Genomic DNA, 17,261 nt, shown 5'->3' on the forward strand with positions numbered 1-17,261 from the left:
TTTCCACCAACTAACTTATCGTTAAGTTTGTAAATCCTAACTCTTTTTGCTTATGCTCTCTATATTTTGGTGAACAAGTGTATACTAATAATCCACGTGCATTTGTAAATAATGGATTATCTACAAAGATTACATTTGTTAAACGCCCTTTTTGTTTTAAAATCATTTTCAAGCTATTTTTAATGATAACTGCGCCCCCGCCATAAATAAACACGTATGGATCGTCTTTCATATCATCAATTTTGTTAATAATATCCGTTGCGACACGTGCTGCTAAACCTAATAATGCTGGTTGTGATTCTTCAACTAATAACGCATTTCTTGGATGCTTTTCATTTAAATATATTTGGTTAAACTCTGTAATGCTATCAATCGTCTTTGTTGGATACTTCCGGTTCCATCTCGTAATTATTTGTAGTAACGTTTCTTTCACACCGTATGATAAGCCTTTACTTAGTTGTGGTCTAAAGTTTACGCCTAGTGAAACTACTTCTTCTGTAGTCCCTGCTCCAATATCAAAAGATAATAGTGTTTTATCAACAAAATCAATTTCAGAAACTTGATTTGGTTCACATTCTATTTTATGTTTCACAACATTTCCTTCTTCATCATATACAATGCCCCACGTCCCAGAAGCGCCCTCAGGTAGGCATTTACAATATTCGATAGAAATATTAATTGTCACATCACGTCCGTTTGGATAATGGAACACCACTTTATGGTTACCCATATAACGTTTTGCATTTTCCGCAGCTATTTCTTGCGTAATGAGTTGCATAGGAAGAGCAACTGATAAATCATAACGAATATTAATATGACTAGAAGTTGGACTTTGACGCATAGCACTTACTGCTAAGCCTGATAGAATTGTAATAACCATTAACTCATCCGTTGACTTATTCGATTTCTTCTCTACTTCAGTACCTTTTAATTGATCTTGAATTACTTTTTCTCCAACGACATACCGCACGTTATTTAACATTAACGATGGAGAACTAATGGTCACGTCAATGTGATTTTCTAATTCAGATAATGAAACATCTCCCTCATCTAAGAGTCCTGTAGGCTCTCCTATATATAAAGAATATATACTCGGAATAAAAATAGGGTCTTGCCCTTTCACCATTAACTTCAAACCGTTATTTCCTGCATCAGCACCAGCTTTTAAAAGAATAGACATAACTACCCCCTAAATTAATCTGACATCCCTTCCAAATATATGCGAGCCCATTCTTTTACATTCAAATGTAATGTAATTTTTTATTAATCTTAAAAACAAAATATCATATTCTCGCCCTTTATGTAAAAAGTATTTGACATGGAGCTTTTCCAATTTTATACTATGAGTGTAAAGAGTTTTTTACAACTATGGAGGTGTCATTTCTAAATTGAAGCATAAAAAATTTATTTTCATGATTATCGTCTTATCATTAATCGGAGTCCTCATACATGGCGCATATAAATATGTAACAGAAGGTTCGATTTTGGGAGGAACATTATTCGCTTTTTCGTTAATATTTGGTAATTTAATTAATCAAATTACTTGGGGAGATCCAAATGGAGTATCGGAAGAAAGCCAAGATGGAATGGGACAGCAAATCAGATATAAAAGCTTTAAAATTTCTTATTTTGCACTTATTTGTTTCATGTTTCTAATTTTAATATTTTCAGAAGGATTTGCCTTCCTATTACTTGATGAAATAAAGAATCTTCCTCTCTTTATCGCACTTTGTTCTTCATTCTTTATTTATCCTATTGTCGAACTTATAGTCGGAAAACAATATAAATAAAAAGATGAGATTTTCTATATAGAGAAAATCTCATCTTTTTATATTTACATATCCTCAACTATCGCTTTTAATTTATTCACAGTCCGCCAATTTCTTACTGTAGCTGGTGTATGTAACTTCTGAAACTGGTTCATTAATTTGGAATTTCGAATGCTATTTTTGAAAAATAAATACACAACTTTTTCATGTATATAACAATCTTCAGTCTCATTTTTTTGCATAAGCAGCTGATCTTTTTCTATTTCAGAAAGTTCATTTGCTAGGAAGGCAACATGTATACTTTCCCCTTCTAGCAATGAATTGGCTTTATAGGGGCATCTTTTTATAATATTTATAAATTCCTCATTTGTTCTTAACATGACTGGAACATCAAAACCAAAAACGTTTTTAATTTCAGATTGTATTCGCTCCTTTAGAAATTTTATATCTTCCTCAGATTCGAATACGATATTACCGCTTTGAATATATGTTTTCACTTGTTTTAACCCTATTGATTCAAACACTCGTTTTAAATCAGCCATTTTAATTACCTTATGGCCGCCTACATTTATCCCTCTTAGTAATGCAATATAAATTGCCATATCATTTCTCCTCAATTAAATGTATTTCACAATTGATCTACAGTGATAATAAAGTAAGTTAATTTTAATATAAACTATAAGAACCTTGCCACAATCTATCGTAGTAAGGTTCTTTAAAGTTCTTTAATTTTGTTCAACGAAAGGTGCTTTCGTTATAGAACTGTTGACTTTTTAAACAAAGGTATGTATCCTCCACTAGGCCCATAAGCAACTCCAATTTTTTCCCATTCATATTTTTCATAATAGCCTTTAAGATCTGAAGTAAGATAAAGAAATTTGTATCCTCTTTTTGCTGCTTCTAGCAGTCCATGATTCAACAAGTCTGCTCCTATAGAGTTACCTCTAAATTTTTCATCTACAAACAAACATGCTAGCCACGGGCTCAAATCCTGACGACTGTTTAAATCATTACGAATTAATGCATAAGTTCCGATAATCTTATCATCTACTTTTGCAATGTAAAAACTCGGTATGTCATTTGGATCAATTAAAGCATTAGTCATACAATCTTCATAAAAAGCACGCCCTCCTTCCTCACCCCATTCTTTCCAAAACACATCTATTGCCTTATTAAATAAGTCATCCTTCTTTAGTAATTGAATTATTTCCATAAAGCTACGACCTCCATTAGTATTATTTAATACTTGTAAAACTAACTAAAATTAATGTTTTTCAAGTATCTTTATTTTTTTATGTCACTAGCTATAATTTCTTCACTCCTAAATATATGTGTTTTATATTTATTCTCTTATCGTTCTAAGTAAAAAACTTACTACTTTGTTATGCAAGAGTAAGTTTTTCTTCTCATTATTTCATGATAGGTAAATGCATTATGATTTGTTGACCAATTGGTCCCATTCTTCTAAAGCCTTTATCTTGGAAGCCGACTTTTTCATATAAATTTTGTGCAGGAATATTTTTTTCATTCACAGCAAGTATAACTTCATTTTTTATCGGAAAATAACGTTTTACAAACTCTTGTAATAGCGCCAATGACTTTTTAGCATATCCTTTCCTTTGTCTATTGTGATTTATAGAAAATGAAGTTAAAAGTAATGCGTTCTCATTATCTGTGAACTCCTGTACTCTATCACCTGTTTGCAATGCGAAAAGGCCAACAGGTACCCCATTGTAATCCAAAATAACAATCACATTTTTTGTATGATCACTTTTAGCTTTCTCCAGCAATTCGCCTGGGTCTGATGTAAATTGAACTTGTTCACTTGGTAAAGTAAATGTTTGTATAACTTCTTTATATTTTTCTTTATACGGAACTAATTGAATTTCCCCTGTATGTATGTTCATGCAAAACTCTCCCATTTTTTACTTATTAACTTAAACCTTGCTGCGCTTTTGAATGCACTTTTCCATCTAAAAAGGTAATTTCAACAAATGAAGTTGAATCGCTTCCTTTCCAAGAAAAAATTTGTTTAATTTGTGTAGAATGTTCTACGCCTTCTTCTATGAGTAAATTCCCTTCAAAACCAATTAATTCTTTTACTTCTTTATAAGTCATTCCTTCATTTATGTGCGAGAAATGATTTATATTGATAGATTCTTTCTGCTGTCTCTCCATCACAGTAGAAGAAGTTGTGGTTTGTTTTTTTACTTCTTTCTTCTGTTCACACGCTGTCATACTGAAACCTAAGCATAAACTACATAATATTAATGTGCTTTTTTTCATCATAACAGTTGTCCCTCCCATCATAATTAAACCATATATTCCCTTAAAAATAAACTGAATATTTAATATTATATAAAAAAACCCGTACAATTTAGTACGGGCCTAAGGTTAACTTTATTTATTCAAATGATTATTTGATTGGTCATTCTGTTCTTTTCTTAATTCTTGTTCTTCATCTTTTGGTAATTGTTTATCATTATCTTTAATTGGATTTGTTTCTCGATTTTCAATCATGTCATTTGGAACTTGTGGCATTACTCGGCCAACAATTGCTGCTAACTCATCAAGTATACCTTCACCTGTTTTTCCTTTTTTAATTTGCTTTCCAATTTGTTTGAGACGTTCATACGTATCAACATCCGCTACAACAACTGCATTAGCACCATCAGGATCGTTTTTTAAACTTTCTGCTACAGAGTATTTAATGGACTCCACACGAGTTCGATCGAGTTTCGCTTTTACATCAATACCTACAATAGCATATTTCCCAACAACGACTGCTGTTGCATCATTCACTCCTGGCACACTTGCGGCTAAAGATGCTAAATGGTCTGCTGCTTTTTCATTTGGCTTATTTGATTTGTTCGTATAATTAACATTTTTCGTCGAAACATTTTTTTGTTCTGGCTTTTCGTTTGGGTTGTCCTTTTTTCCAATACTACATCCAACTATAAAAAAGCAAAACATTAACATATATATTAGGGTTTTCATTATTTTCACCACTTTACTAATAAGGTTTAATCATAAATTTTTTCAACAGCTTGCATTTTCTTTACTTTTTCTTCTGCTCCGCTATTTGCATTAATGAAAATTTGGTACGTATCTTTCCCTAACGTACCTACAAATTCATAGCAAAGTACTTCATTATGCAAATCATTTACTACGACGGCTTTGCGTTCTTCCATAACTTTAACATCTGGATTGATTTTCTTTCTCGCTTCTGCTGCAGTTAGCTTTGCTGATGGAACCGTTCGTTTTTGATGTGACGCTAAATATTCTTTTGCGGAAAATCCAACGATAGAACCGTCATCTAAAGCAATTTTCATTTGAATTGCTTCTGGATAAATTCGTATGCCATTCTCATTTACAACATACGTAAATACACCAACATTATCATATTGTGAGCTATCATAAAGCTCCATATTATTAAACTTATGGTCCTTTAAGAATTTCAAACCTTTACTTCCTGCATCGTTTAAACTAACTTTCTGTTCTTTAATTTCTCGATTATTCATAACCCAAATTGGATATCCGCCTTTTCCGGTAATATCCATATAAAACTCATTATTCGTCGCTTCATCTTTAATTTTCACACTATAGAAAGATTCTTTTGCACCTTTTCCGCTTTTCTCAACTTCTACTTTTTCATTTCCTTTTAAATTTAAAAATGATTTTGCGATTTTCGCCGCTTCATCTTTTGAAATCGCTTTTCCTTCTGCTTCAAATCCGCCTTTTTTATTTTTTTGCGCACTTGTAAAGGTCGGTCCGAAGTTTGTAGATGAATACGATGTTACATTTTTTTCTACAGTCTTTAATCCATCAATAATTGTATTGTCTGCAGGATCACGATTTGATGCGAGTGCCATCTCAACATCCATCCAGCGTAAATTATTTTTCAAAACAAGATGTTGCACTTTTCTTAGTTCATCTTGTATATTTCCTGCATTTGAGTATAAAGTTTGCAACGTTTTGTATTCTTGATCATTTAACGGCTCTTTTTCTAAATCACGAATGGCTGCACGGTAACTAAAATCACCAATATTCGCTAAAAATTCTTCCGTTTTATTAAAAGGCATTAATGTTAAAGGAAGTTGCCCTACATCCGAACGAGCTTCAGATGTTAATCTCCATACATCTGCTAATGCAGGTGATAAAGATGCACGTGAATTCATCGCGAGCGTTGTTCCAATTTTGTCGTGCAATAAATCAACCTCATATGCTAAATCATGAAATGCACGTTGATAGCTATTTTCCGCTCGAATTAATACTGCATTTTTCTCTTGGTGCTCTTTATAGCCCCAGTATCCTGTCCCAACTACACCGATTGTTAATAATACGATTATAATACCTCGTAACATAGTTCCACCTCCGCTCTATTTACAGAAAATATGTTTTCCGATCTTTTTAATTTGTGGACGCGTCCAAATCCATTTACTTGTTGCAGTATCTGGATTGAAATAATACAATGCATTTCCTGTTGGATCCCATCCATTAATTGCATCTAATACAGCTTTTTTTGCTGTTTCATTTGGTGTTAAATATATTTGCCCGTCTGCTACTGCTGTGAATGCTCTTGGCTCAAAGATTACACCTGAAACGGTATTTGGAAATGATGCACTTGTAACACGATTCAATATAACTGCAGCTACTGCAACTTGTCCTAAGTATGGCTCACCACGTGATTCTCCATATACTGCGTTTGCCATGAGCTGAATGTCATTTTGAGAATAGCCATTTGGAACATTTGTCCCTTTATTTTGAGGTGGTTTATTTTCTTGCGCAGTACCACCACTATTTCCTTTATTAGCAGTTGACTTGTCATACTTCGTTGCCTTCACGAGCATTTGCTTCGTTTTAGCTCCAGCTAAACCATCAACAGGTAATCCGAATTTCTCTTGAAAATTTCGAAGTGCCCAATATGTACCCCATCCGAAAACACCATCCACCTTTCCCGTATAAAACCCGTTATATTTCAAACGAGATTGCAGTTCAATGACATCCTCGCCAGATGCTCCTCTTTGAATGACTTGATTAGAAAAGGCTTCTACATTTTTTAGTTGTATACTACTGACCATCAAAGATAGTCCTATGAACGCAAGTAAAACTGCTATTTTAAAAATAGCTTTTTGACGCATAATTTTCCCTCCTTAATTACGGAAATGATTTCTTGGTTATGTTTTGTAAAAGCCTCGCTTTTATGTAAAGAAGACAAAAAAATCCAAGCTAATATCGTTGAAAAAATATGTAAACAATATACAAAAAGAATAAAAGGAGTTCATCATGAAGAAATTGTTAAAGCGTGTCGCACTCGTCATTCTGTTCCTAACAACATGTTCAAATATATATACCGGCTCATCAATTGTTCATGCGCAGCCGCCGTATGCTAAATGGGGGAAACTTGCTGTAGAAAAGACGAAAGAACAATACCCGAAAGCTGAGATTATTGATTATCTTCATATAGGTAGAAAACCAAAAACCGTTCAAATAACAGTTGAAAAATTTAAATTATGGCTACGTGAAGATGGAAAAGAATATGGTGTTTTTGTTGATGTAGAATTTGAAACGAAGACAGAGAAATTTATAACGGTGTCGTTCCAGAAGACGAGTAGATAAAATAAAACCCCACTGTTACTAATGTAAACAGTGGGGTTTTATTTTCTAAATTACTTTTAATTGTGAAGAAACTAAACAATTGAACTGGATTGAACGGATCCACCTGTGGCCTTATTGAACATTGTAATTCTCTTGTACATGCTCAATAAATAATTTCAATGGAACGAGTCCACGTTTTGGCATATGACTGCTTATTACAGCAACGACCTCTAACTGCGGAATGATAACGATGTATTGTCCGCCATATCCCATAGCAAAGTACATACAATACGGTATGTGAAATCTTTCGTTATTCAATACCCACCAGTGATATCCATATGCCCCGACATGTTCATACGTTTCAAATAGAGCCATACTTGATTTTTCTAACCATTTCGATGATACGATTTCATTCCCCTGCCAATATCCATTCTGCAAACATAATATTCCGAGCTTTAATAAATCTTTGGATTTCATTTTCATACCGAAGCCGCCGACATGTATTCCTTGGGGATCTTGTTGCCACTCATATTCGGTAATTTCTAATGGATTAAACAAATATCTTTTCGCAAACTGCTCTGTCGACATTCCAGTAGCTTTTTGGATAATGTAACTAAGTAAATGCGAAGAACCTGAGTTATAATTCATTTTTGTAGCGGGTTTTTCAATTATTGATTTTTCTAATATGTACTGCACCCAGTTTTCCGATTCTACAAAATCATTTGGGAACACTACTCCATTTCCGAACTCTTTCCAATCCTCACCTGTGGTCATCGTTAATAAATGATACAGAGTCAAATCCCGCTTTTCCTCAGATACATTTTCAATCCACTCTGTAATCGATGTATGTATATCATTTATATATCCTTTATCGATTGCAATACCAATTAATATAGATACAATGCTTTTTGTAATCGAATTTATTTTAAATAGATTATTTTCACACTCTAACGTTTTATAATACTCAGTTGTTAACTCACCTTTTTGATAAACGAGAAATGTATTCACTTTTTTCTTTTCAAATTTATTTTCTAGTTGCTTGAAATCCAAAACTTTACCTCCATTTAAATAGTTACTCAATGTATTATATCTTGTAGTTTCCATTAAAACATAATTGTGCTCAAATAAAAAAACAAACCTGCCAGTTAAACTGACAGGTTTGTTTTTATAATTTCGTACGAACATTCCAAAGCTCTGGGAAGAAACTTTGATCAAGTACTCGTTTTAAATAAGATACACCAGAAGATCCGCCTGTTCCCATTTTATGTCCGATAATGCGTTCTACCGTTTTCATATGACGGAAACGCCATTGTTGTAACCAATCTTCAATATCAATCAATTTTTCAGCAAGCTGGTATAAATTCCAATATTTTTTTACGTCTGCATATACTTCTATCCATGCTGCTTCTACTGTTGCATCTTCTTCATAAGGCTGCGTAATATCACGATTTAACACATCTTTATGAATCGGGAACCCTTCTTTTACAAGCGCTTGAATTGCCACATCATATAGACTAGGTGCATGTAGTGCTTTATGAAGGCGAGCATGTAATTCTGGATCTTTTTCATAAATCTTTAATGCATGTGGTGTTTTATAACCAAGTGCATACTCAATCATACGATATTGGTACGATTGAAAACCTGAAGCTTGACCGAGCGAGTCACGAAACTCAATGTACTCTGATGGCGTTAATGTCGCCAGAATATCCCAAGATTGAATAATTTGAGATTGAATTTTTGAGACACGTGCTAACATTTTAAATGCTGGTTGTAATTTATCTTGTTTAATAGATTCAATTGCTGCATTTAACTCATGTAAAATGAGTTTCATCCAAAGTTCACTTGCTTGGTGAATAACGATGAATAACATTTCATCATGATGGTCTGATAATCTCTTTTGAGAAGATAGTAAACTATCTAATTGCAAATACTCCCCGTACGTCATATTCTCTTTAAAGTCCGTATGAATCCCTTTTTCCATAATTACCTTTTCGTTTTCTTTCATATTAGCCAAACGCCCCTTTATATATATCTCTACTTATATTGGTCTAATAACTGCTCGAACTGGACTTCCATCTGCATCTGTTAAGGCAAGTGGTAATGCGATTAGTTCATAATCTCCATCTACTACATGATCTAGTACGACATTTTCTAAAATGTGTATTCCATGTTTAAACAATTGATGATGCGCTTCTAATTCTTTATCATCTAATGGATCAACTGAGGGAACATCTACCCCAATTAAACGTATCCCTTTCTCTGAAAGAAACGGTGCTATATCTGCACGTAAATGCGGGATTACATCTGGGAATTCATTCGCTTTACCATGTGAAGATGTGCGTAACAATAAGCGTTCTACGCCTTCTAAATGAAAGTTTTCTAATTCCTTTTTCCCGATGCTTTCAAGATTAGAAACATCAATGATTCTTGTAGGTCCAACATAAACTTGAACATCTAAGTCTATTACTTTCTTTCCTTCATTATCAAAATGAAACGGTGCATCAATATGAGTGCCTGTATGAATACTCATCGTTAACTTTCCGACATTTACTGATCCACTCTCTTCTTTTGACCATGAAACTTCATACGAGAATGGTGTATCCCCTGGCCAAGTGGCAATATCATTATTTAACGGTTGTGAAATATCAATCCACTCTGATGTTTTCATGTTTATGCCACAACCTCTCGCTTATTTTCAAATTGCTTATACTCTTCATCTTTCATAATATTCTTTAAAATACGAACAGACTGCCATACTTCCTCGTACGTATTATATAAAGCAACTGGCGCAAGTCTCACTCCATTTGGCGCTCTAAAATCTGGAATTACACCATTTGCTTTTAACGCTTTACATATGCGTGCTGCTTCTGCATGCTCTAAATAAATATGCCCGCCTCGTTTTTCATCTTCTAATGGATTTCCTATTGTAAATCCAAAACCTTTTAATTCATAATCAATTAAATCAAGCATGTATCTTGTAATATGTAGAGATTTTTCGCGTAAACGTTCTATACCAGCATCTTTAAAAATTTCAAGAGAACCGATTAACGGCGCTGTACTTAATACGTGCGGTGTACCAATTTGATAAGCACCTGCATGATCAGCAGCTGTTAATGTATGTTCCATATCAAATTGCTTATCTTTTCTGGAACTAAACCAACCTGATAACCCTGGAAGTCTATTAAAATGCTTCTTATTTACATATAGCCCCGCTACACCACCAGGTCCTGCATTTAAATATTTATAGTTACACCAAATAGCGAAATCAACATCCCACTCTTTGAAATGATGTGGAATAGAACCGATTGAATGACATAAATCGAATCCAATATGAATACCACGCTTATGCGCTTCCGCTGTTAAACGTTTCATATCAAGAATTTGGCCGCTTCTATACAGTACAGAAGGCAATAAAATTAAAGCGACATCATCTGTCATCGCATGAATAATATCATCTTCAGAAAGTGTTCTACCATCTCGGCTCTTCACTCGCACTAAATGCTGATCTGGCTCTAACCCTTTTAATCGAATTTGACTTTGAAGTGCATATATATCTGATGGGAATGTTAACTCATCCGCAAGAATTTTTGTACGTATTCCTTTCGGCTCATAGAAAGTTGCGATTACTTGATGAATATTCGTCGTCGTGGAACCGGTTACAATAGTTTCTTCTGGTAAAGCTCCAATAAGAGGTGCTGTCAGTTCACCTAATTTCTCCGAAAGGAAAAACCAAGGATGCTCACCCTCTGTCCAGCCGTTAATGCCATACTCTTTCCATGAATCTAGCAACGTAAGTAACGATTTCTCTGCTCTTTTTGAAAGTAGCCCTAATGAGTTTCCATCTAAATATATTGTTCCTTCTTTTTTATAAAATTCAGTTTGAAAATCTTTCAGTTCATCATGTTTATCACATTCAAGCGCATACTCATAAGTTGGTTGAAATGGTTCTTTATACATGGTGTCACCTTCTCTTAATTTTCTTTTTATTCTAACTAATTGAAATATATCACCTTAGTTGATATAACGTCAATGATATTATGTCAGTTGACTTTATATATGAATTTCTTTTACAATACAGTTATATTTTCAGATATTTCAGTATAAAGAGGTGATTCTTTGAAAAACAGTACTCTTTCATCAAGAAAACACCGCTCCTTAGAAACAAAGAAAAAACTTTTACACTCTGGCTATACTATTTTTATACATAATGGTTTTCAAAAAACGACAATTACACAAATTATTAAGCATGCAGAAACTGGTTATGGAACCGCATATGTATACTTTAAAAACAAAGATGATCTCCTCATCGTTTTAATGGAAGATGTTATGAATCAATTTTATGATATTGCTGAGCGCTCCTTTTCGCCTCAAACAAAAGAAGAAGCACGTAGCATGATTCAAAATCAAGTTAGAGCATTCCTACAATTAGCAGAGAAAGAACGAGCTATATTGCAAGTTGTGCAGGAGGCAATCGGATTATCAAAAGAGATACGTCAAAAATGGGACGAGATACGAGAACGCTTTATAAACAATATTACGCAGGATATTACATACTCTCAAGAAAGTGGATTAGCACAATCTAAATTAAATAAAGAAATTGTAGCCCGTGCTTGGTTTGCGATGAATGAGATGTTTCTTTGGACGATTGTGAAAAATGATAAAAAATTAGAGTTAGAAAAGATAGTACATACATTGACGGAAATGTATACGACGGGATTATATAAATAGCACACCTTCAATGAATAAGGTGTGCTATTTTACATCTATAAAAATATTTTATCTGGGTATGGTAACGCTAAAGGCGGCTTTTCAGATAAAGAGAAATATTGTAGGTTTAAAGATTCACCATCTATCGATTTTAGCTCGCCACTAGTAACTTCACACTCAAACACAACAACTATATATTCTACTTCATCACCATTCGGATATGTATGACGGTACTCTTCTCCTCCAAATACCCCTTTTTGTTTTTTTACTTGCACTTTCAATCCTGTTTCTTCCCAAACTTCCCGAACTACTGCTTCTTCTGGAGTTTCCCCAAGCTCAATTGCTCCAGCTGGCAAACTCCAGTATTCCCCACCAGGAAATTGAAACAAAATATCCCCCTGCTCGTTTTTTATCACAGCAGCTACACTCGGCATAAAAATTAGTTCATGACCTAATTGCTTCCGGATCTTTTTATAATATAGCGACATAGACATATAATTCTCTCCTACCCTACTAATAACTGTATTTTCTGATATTTATTATATAATATTCTTAATGCTAACTTCTATATAGAAAGGAAAAGAATATGTCGTCAGAAAAACTAGTAAACGAATTTCTATCATTTTTAGGTGCTACAAAACAGCCTAATAGCTTAAAATTTTTAAATGAGCTAATTAAAGCTCATCAAGAAAAAGTAAAGTGGGAAACCCTTTCTAAAATAATTGACTGGGAAAAAGGTAATGAAACAGGGGATTATTTTCCTTCCATTGAGACATACATAAACCGTATTACAACAAAAGGTCTGGGCGGTACTTGTTGGACGCACTCGATTGGATTCCATTGGTTATTATCAAATCTTGGTTTTGATGTTCATTATATGTATATGGACCCCGGACATTTATGCTTACGAGTTAACTGAGACCAACCTTATTATGTCGATGTTGGTTACTGTGCGCCTTTATTCCAAGCTTACTCACTTTATGAATCATTTCAAATAAGTAATGTTAGAGAAACTTTTACTTATGAAGTCTCAAATAATAGGGTTGAAATTACTAGAGATCCAGGTCCAGCAAAAATCTTAAATACAGAGCCAATACATTTATCAAGTATGAAAGAACTCATTACAAAGTCTAATGATTGGCCTACATCTCCTGTATTAAAGAAAATTCAGATCTTCGGTTATATCGATGGCATTCCGACTTCTATTAATAATAATGTTTTAAAACGATATTTCCAAGGTAAGAAAAGAGAAGAAAGTCTTACATCTTCCGAACTTAATTATTGGATAACAGAAAGATTTTGTGTCGATAAAGAAATATATGAAAGAACTATTGAGATTTTCAATATAAAATCTTCAAACAGTAAAGGCGTTACTCACGAGATTGAGTAACGCCTTTACCTTAATATATTTTTAATATTAAACTTCTTTATTATAAGCAGTTTCCACACATTCTGCCAAACGCTCCATTTGTTCCATAGTTAAACCTCGTGAAATCCATCCTGTTAACTTATACATAATTTTATAGTAAAAATTACTCGGTTCATATTCTGAAATTAATGTTAGTGCTGTACCTTCTTCATCTTCTTCTAACATATAAGTCATCGCTGAATATCCTTGCTTCATTTCACTACCTAGTGAAATAATATGGGGGGCATCGTATTCAAGAATTTCTACTTCTGCCTCCAATATTTTCTTACCGACTTTTTGAACAGAAATATATTTATCTCCTACATGTGGATTCTCTTTATCTATATTTGAAGAATAGCGATTTTCTATTACAAACGTATTCCATTCTTTTATTTTTTCATCTTCTATTATATAGTCACATACAACATCCATTGGTGCTTTTATTACTATTTCAATTGCAAAACTCATTATACTGCCCCTCTCAAATACCCTATCCATTTCTATTTAACTAAATCATTATGCCATATTTTATATAGTGAAATACAAGTGGAATTTTAACTTTTATTGCGAGAATGTTTTTCGTAATAAGAAAATCATGAATAAATAATTTAAATACTTATTCATGCAAAATATCTTACTAACGATACAACAATTAAATATAACGCAACGAGTAGTAAAGCGATGCCCATACTTCTATTTTCTTTATTTTTAAAATTTTGCACCCCTAAACTAACTAACATAAACCCTAATAGTGTTTGTAAAATTAGCAAACTCTGTTTCGAAGCATCATTCCAACTATAAATGGAATACCCCATTACAATAATTGCAAGTAAAACCGTTACAATCCTATTCATACGCAAATCCCTCCTATTCAAAAAGAAACCGCTAAGTTTCCTTAGCGGCTTTATTAACAATTTATATTTGTAAAATTATTTTTCATGAATTAGATATAAATCAAAAGAATTTCCTGGTTAATATAACTACGTATGTTAACACACTTTTTCTTTATTTAATCTACTCACAATTCCAACAATAAACTTATACTCAGCTCTACTTTTCCTTACTTTTTTAAACCCTTCTTTCATATCAAAAATTAAACACGTTTTGCGAAACCAAATTCGTACATATAAAGACTCAAAATAAATAGGTTTTATAATACCTCGTTCCTCAAATTCAGTTCCATCTTTATTTTCTGTTTCTGTTCGAACAAACCACCTATTTCCAATACCAATTTCAATATACTTCACATAAGTCCCCCTTTCGGAAATTAATTTCTAACTATTCTATTATTTCCCCGGTAAGCGCACATTCCGACAGAACATGAGCCCACAAAGAAAAAGTAGATTACAAAAATCTACTTTATAACTTATATTTTTGCATTCGTTTATAAAATGTACTTCGAGGTACATCTAACAGTTTTGCAGCTAACGAAACATTTCCATTCGTCTTTTCTAGCGCTTCAATCATACTATCACGCTGTATTTTCTCACGGAAATTTAATGTATACTTCGTTTTATTTTCTATTTGCAATTCAAGTTGATGTTGATTTCCCATCATAGTTTGTAATAAAAAAGAGATTTGTTTTTCGCATATTTCCCGTCCTTGCGACAAAATGTAAATACGTTCTAATACATTTAATAATTCTCGAATATTTCCGGGCCATGTATGTTGTGAAAATTGATTACAAATGCTCTTTGGAAATGCAACATTCCAATTCTTTCGTTCACAAAAATGTTGTATGAAGTACGGAATATCCTCCTTTCTTTCTATTAACGATGGAACATATAGCGGATAAACATGTAAACGATAATATAAATCTTGACGGAACTTTCCTTCTTCAACTAATCGCAGTAAATCTTTATGTGTCGCAGTAATAATACGAATATTGACTGGTACCTCTTTTGAACTGCCAATTGGGGTTACTGTTTGTTCTTGCAAAACACGCAATAATGCGACTTGCATCTCTGGCGGCACTTCACCAATTTCATCTAAAAATATTGTTCCTCCGTCTGCTTGTTCGAATTTCCCTTTATATCCTTGGCGCCGCGCACCTGTAAACGCTCCTTCAGCATAACCGAACAATTCACTTTCCATTAATTCTTTCGGTAATGAACCACAGTTAACAGCTATAAAAGGACCATTTTTTCTTGGACTATTTTCATGAATCGCTCTCGCTACATATTCTTTCCCTACACCTGTTTCACCACAAACATATACACTTGCGTCAGTTGGTGATACAAGCTTAATTTCTTCTAATGTATGTTGAAATACACTGCTCGTCCCAGTTACTCCAGGGAAAGTAATTCCATTTATAAATAGGGAAGTTGAAAATAATTTTTCTTGTTTATTTTCCTTTACATAAATACATTTCCCAATCATTCTATTATTACTGTATACTGGAACTTCTAATTTAGTTTTCAATCCATAGTGCATTAAATCTTCAGATTTCATTCGTGACCAATTACATACTCGTTCACGAACCCTCTTGCTTGCTGAAACGATAACATCACGATGATTACAAATAACAACTTGCTCATCACTATCAATTACATCTAAAAAACGATGAATTAAGTGTAGCTCATTTTGATGCACTCGAATACTACATTCACGTTCAATTGCATGGGCAAGCGAAGTTACCATACCGAGCATATATGGATGTGAAAACTCAATTGGACAGGAGAAATCTAGAACGCCAATTAATTTCCCATCATCATTATGAATGGGAGCGGCCGCACAGCTCCAGCTATGAGATGCGACAGAATAATGTTCTGTACCACTTATCATAATAGCTTCTTCAATTTCTAACGCTGTTCCTATCGCATTTGTACCAACAGCTGCTTCCGTCCACTTCACACCTTCAATGAAATTAATATGTTTCGCTCGTTTCAACGTTTGTTGATTTCCACTTAACGATAGAACGTAACCGTCTGGATCAATTAATAATGCCATCATTTGCAGTTCATCAATGGTTTTTCTCATATTTTGTATTTGAGGTATTGCTATATCTAGGAAGATTTCACTCTTTTTCTTTTGATCTTGAAAAACAACAGAAGACAAAATTTTCTGACCTTTATTCATATGAGGATTCACATTTGCTTGTTTACATCGATGCCATGACTCTGAAATTCTTTCGTTTATACGGTTCGAATCAAGGACTCCTTCATCAACAAACTTTTTCCATGTATGTAAGTAAAACGGTGAAGCTAACATTGTATCATCTCCCTATTCATTGTTTTGGAGATCTGTAAAAACATACTTTTATTATAAAACTGAATAAAAGCGTTTTCAATAAAACTAGAAAGACGACACAAATATGTTAATAATTTGAATATCTCAATGCATTTCTTTATTCTTTTTTAGTAGAACTATATTTTGTATAATGGACGCTACACTAAAATATAATTTTGTTTTAATTCCCATTATCCCTCACCTCTCTATCACTTTACAGTACATACTAACTCTTCATTTTTCATCTCTACTATGTACTCCTGTAAAACATACTCTTTCCCGCCATGTTTTTCATACTATTCATGTATTCTTCTAGTATGTTTCTCGTCACTTCTAATTTTTGATTCTATTTCTTTATACTGTTCATAACTATCATATTCCCATATGGCAAACATTTCAGTCGTACCATTCTTATTATCTTTCATCCAGCGTCCTATTAGCCTAGATCCATGCTTTACCTGATTAGGTAAGTTCGTGTTATTGAAATGATCATTAAATATTTTAATAAATTCGTTTTTTACTATATAATACTTTCTTCTATAAAACATACC

General features: G+C 33.4%; 20 protein-coding genes and 2 pseudogenes. 4 read left to right on the plus strand and 18 right to left on the minus strand.

The features are described 5' to 3' along the window. Positions 1-10 precede the first annotated feature (10 nt). Positions 11-1,180, minus strand: coding sequence for a ParM/StbA family protein (locus ACYVEC_RS22735; RefSeq protein WP_275719282.1), 1,170 nt, complete (start codon positions 1,178-1,180; stop codon positions 11-13). A gap of 208 nt (positions 1,181-1,388) precedes the next feature. On the opposite strand from ACYVEC_RS22735, the gene ACYVEC_RS22740 reads away from it, so the two are divergent. Continuing rightward, the gene (locus ACYVEC_RS22740) at positions 1,389-1,790 is read left to right on the plus strand and encodes a hypothetical protein (protein ID WP_460508433.1); all 402 of its coding nucleotides are present in this window, start codon (positions 1,389-1,391) and stop codon (positions 1,788-1,790) included. Positions 1,791-1,834: 44 nt separating this feature from the next. Here the strand turns inward: ACYVEC_RS22740 and ACYVEC_RS22745 are convergent, their stop codons facing one another. From ACYVEC_RS22745 to sleB, 7 genes are all read right to left on the minus strand, one after another. After that, positions 1,835-2,371, minus strand: a complete 537-nt coding sequence (locus tag ACYVEC_RS22745) for a DUF1697 domain-containing protein (RefSeq protein WP_063221399.1) — start codon at positions 2,369-2,371, stop codon at positions 1,835-1,837. Positions 2,372-2,523: 152 nt separating this feature from the next. Continuing rightward, positions 2,524-2,982, minus strand: coding sequence for a GNAT family N-acetyltransferase (locus ACYVEC_RS22750; RefSeq protein ID WP_063221400.1), 459 nt, complete (start codon positions 2,980-2,982; stop codon positions 2,524-2,526). A gap of 196 nt (positions 2,983-3,178) precedes the next feature. Next, complete coding sequence (locus tag ACYVEC_RS22755; protein WP_063221401.1) at positions 3,179-3,676, minus strand: GNAT family N-acetyltransferase; 498 nt, start codon at positions 3,674-3,676, stop codon at positions 3,179-3,181. A gap of 25 nt (positions 3,677-3,701) precedes the next feature. Then, positions 3,702-4,058, minus strand: a complete 357-nt coding sequence (locus tag ACYVEC_RS22760; RefSeq protein WP_063221402.1) for a DUF3862 domain-containing protein — start codon at positions 4,056-4,058, stop codon at positions 3,702-3,704. 111 nt (positions 4,059-4,169) lie between these two features. Then, entirely contained in the window at positions 4,170-4,766 is a 597-nt protein-coding gene (locus ACYVEC_RS22765) for a YhcN/YlaJ family sporulation lipoprotein (protein ID WP_063221403.1), read from the minus strand. 26 nt (positions 4,767-4,792) lie between these two features. Continuing rightward, a complete protein-coding gene (gene ypeB / locus ACYVEC_RS22770; protein WP_275719281.1) occupies positions 4,793-6,133 on the minus strand; it encodes a germination protein YpeB in 1,341 nt (446 codons plus the stop codon). A gap of 15 nt (positions 6,134-6,148) precedes the next feature. After that, positions 6,149-6,910 carry a spore cortex-lytic enzyme gene (sleB, locus tag ACYVEC_RS22775; protein ID WP_063221405.1) on the minus strand — a complete coding sequence of 254 codons (762 nt, stop codon included), beginning with the start codon at positions 6,908-6,910 and terminating at the stop codon, positions 6,149-6,151. A 145-nt stretch (positions 6,911-7,055) separates the two neighbouring features. On the opposite strand from sleB, the gene ACYVEC_RS22780 reads away from it, so the two are divergent. Continuing rightward, entirely contained in the window at positions 7,056-7,388 is a 333-nt protein-coding gene (locus tag ACYVEC_RS22780; protein ID WP_063221406.1) for a DUF3889 domain-containing protein, read from the plus strand. Between the two features lie 111 nt (positions 7,389-7,499). Here ACYVEC_RS22780 and ACYVEC_RS22785 read toward each other — a convergent pair whose 3' ends face one another. The 4 genes from ACYVEC_RS22785 to kynU all read right to left on the minus strand — a co-directional run bounded on the left by ACYVEC_RS22785 (position 7,500) and on the right by kynU (position 11,324). Then, on the minus strand, positions 7,500-8,417 hold the full coding sequence (locus ACYVEC_RS22785; RefSeq protein WP_063221407.1) for a serine hydrolase domain-containing protein: 918 nt from the start codon (positions 8,415-8,417) through the stop codon (positions 7,500-7,502). Between the two features lie 115 nt (positions 8,418-8,532). Continuing rightward, positions 8,533-9,372 (minus strand): tryptophan 2,3-dioxygenase, encoded by an 840-nt coding sequence (gene kynA, locus ACYVEC_RS22790; protein WP_063221408.1) that lies wholly within the window; start codon positions 9,370-9,372, stop codon positions 8,533-8,535. A 33-nt stretch (positions 9,373-9,405) separates the two neighbouring features. Further along, positions 9,406-10,035: an arylformamidase gene (gene kynB / locus ACYVEC_RS22795; RefSeq protein WP_063221409.1), complete on the minus strand. Its 630-nt coding sequence runs from the start codon at positions 10,033-10,035 to the stop codon at positions 9,406-9,408. Positions 10,036-10,037: 2 nt separating this feature from the next. Continuing rightward, positions 10,038-11,324, minus strand: a complete 1,287-nt coding sequence (kynU, locus tag ACYVEC_RS22800) for a kynureninase (RefSeq protein WP_275719280.1) — start codon at positions 11,322-11,324, stop codon at positions 10,038-10,040. A 159-nt stretch (positions 11,325-11,483) separates the two neighbouring features. Here kynU and ACYVEC_RS22805 point away from each other — a divergent pair, with 159 nt between their 5' ends. Continuing rightward, positions 11,484-12,095 carry a TetR/AcrR family transcriptional regulator gene (locus tag ACYVEC_RS22805; RefSeq protein ID WP_063221411.1) on the plus strand — a complete coding sequence of 204 codons (612 nt, stop codon included), beginning with the start codon at positions 11,484-11,486 and terminating at the stop codon, positions 12,093-12,095. Between the two features lie 35 nt (positions 12,096-12,130). Here ACYVEC_RS22805 and ACYVEC_RS22810 read toward each other — a convergent pair whose 3' ends face one another. Beyond that, the gene (locus tag ACYVEC_RS22810; protein ID WP_063221412.1) at positions 12,131-12,568 is read right to left on the minus strand and encodes an NUDIX hydrolase; all 438 of its coding nucleotides are present in this window, start codon (positions 12,566-12,568) and stop codon (positions 12,131-12,133) included. A 92-nt stretch (positions 12,569-12,660) separates the two neighbouring features. Here ACYVEC_RS22810 and ACYVEC_RS22815 point away from each other — a divergent pair. Further along, a pseudogene (locus tag ACYVEC_RS22815) lies at positions 12,661-13,464 on the plus strand (arylamine N-acetyltransferase). A gap of 27 nt (positions 13,465-13,491) precedes the next feature. On the opposite strand, the gene ACYVEC_RS22820 reads toward ACYVEC_RS22815, so the two are convergent. From ACYVEC_RS22820 to ACYVEC_RS22840, 5 genes and pseudogenes are all read right to left on the minus strand, one after another. Continuing rightward, the gene (locus tag ACYVEC_RS22820) at positions 13,492-13,950 is read right to left on the minus strand and encodes an SRPBCC family protein (protein WP_275719279.1); all 459 of its coding nucleotides are present in this window, start codon (positions 13,948-13,950) and stop codon (positions 13,492-13,494) included. Between the two features lie 152 nt (positions 13,951-14,102). Next, a complete protein-coding gene (locus tag ACYVEC_RS22825; RefSeq protein WP_063221413.1) occupies positions 14,103-14,336 on the minus strand; it encodes a YczI family protein in 234 nt (77 codons plus the stop codon). Positions 14,337-14,471: 135 nt separating this feature from the next. Further along, complete coding sequence (locus ACYVEC_RS22830; RefSeq protein WP_063221414.1) at positions 14,472-14,729, minus strand: DUF3977 family protein; 258 nt, start codon at positions 14,727-14,729, stop codon at positions 14,472-14,474. 112 nt (positions 14,730-14,841) lie between these two features. Continuing rightward, entirely contained in the window at positions 14,842-16,692 is a 1,851-nt protein-coding gene (locus tag ACYVEC_RS22835) for a sigma-54-dependent Fis family transcriptional regulator (protein ID WP_063221415.1), read from the minus strand. Positions 16,693-16,919: 227 nt separating this feature from the next. Next, positions 16,920-17,258: pseudogene (locus ACYVEC_RS22840) on the minus strand (NIPSNAP family protein). Between the last annotated feature and the right edge of the window lie 3 nt (positions 17,259-17,261).

Source organism: Bacillus sp. MN7755 (assembly GCF_054771475.1).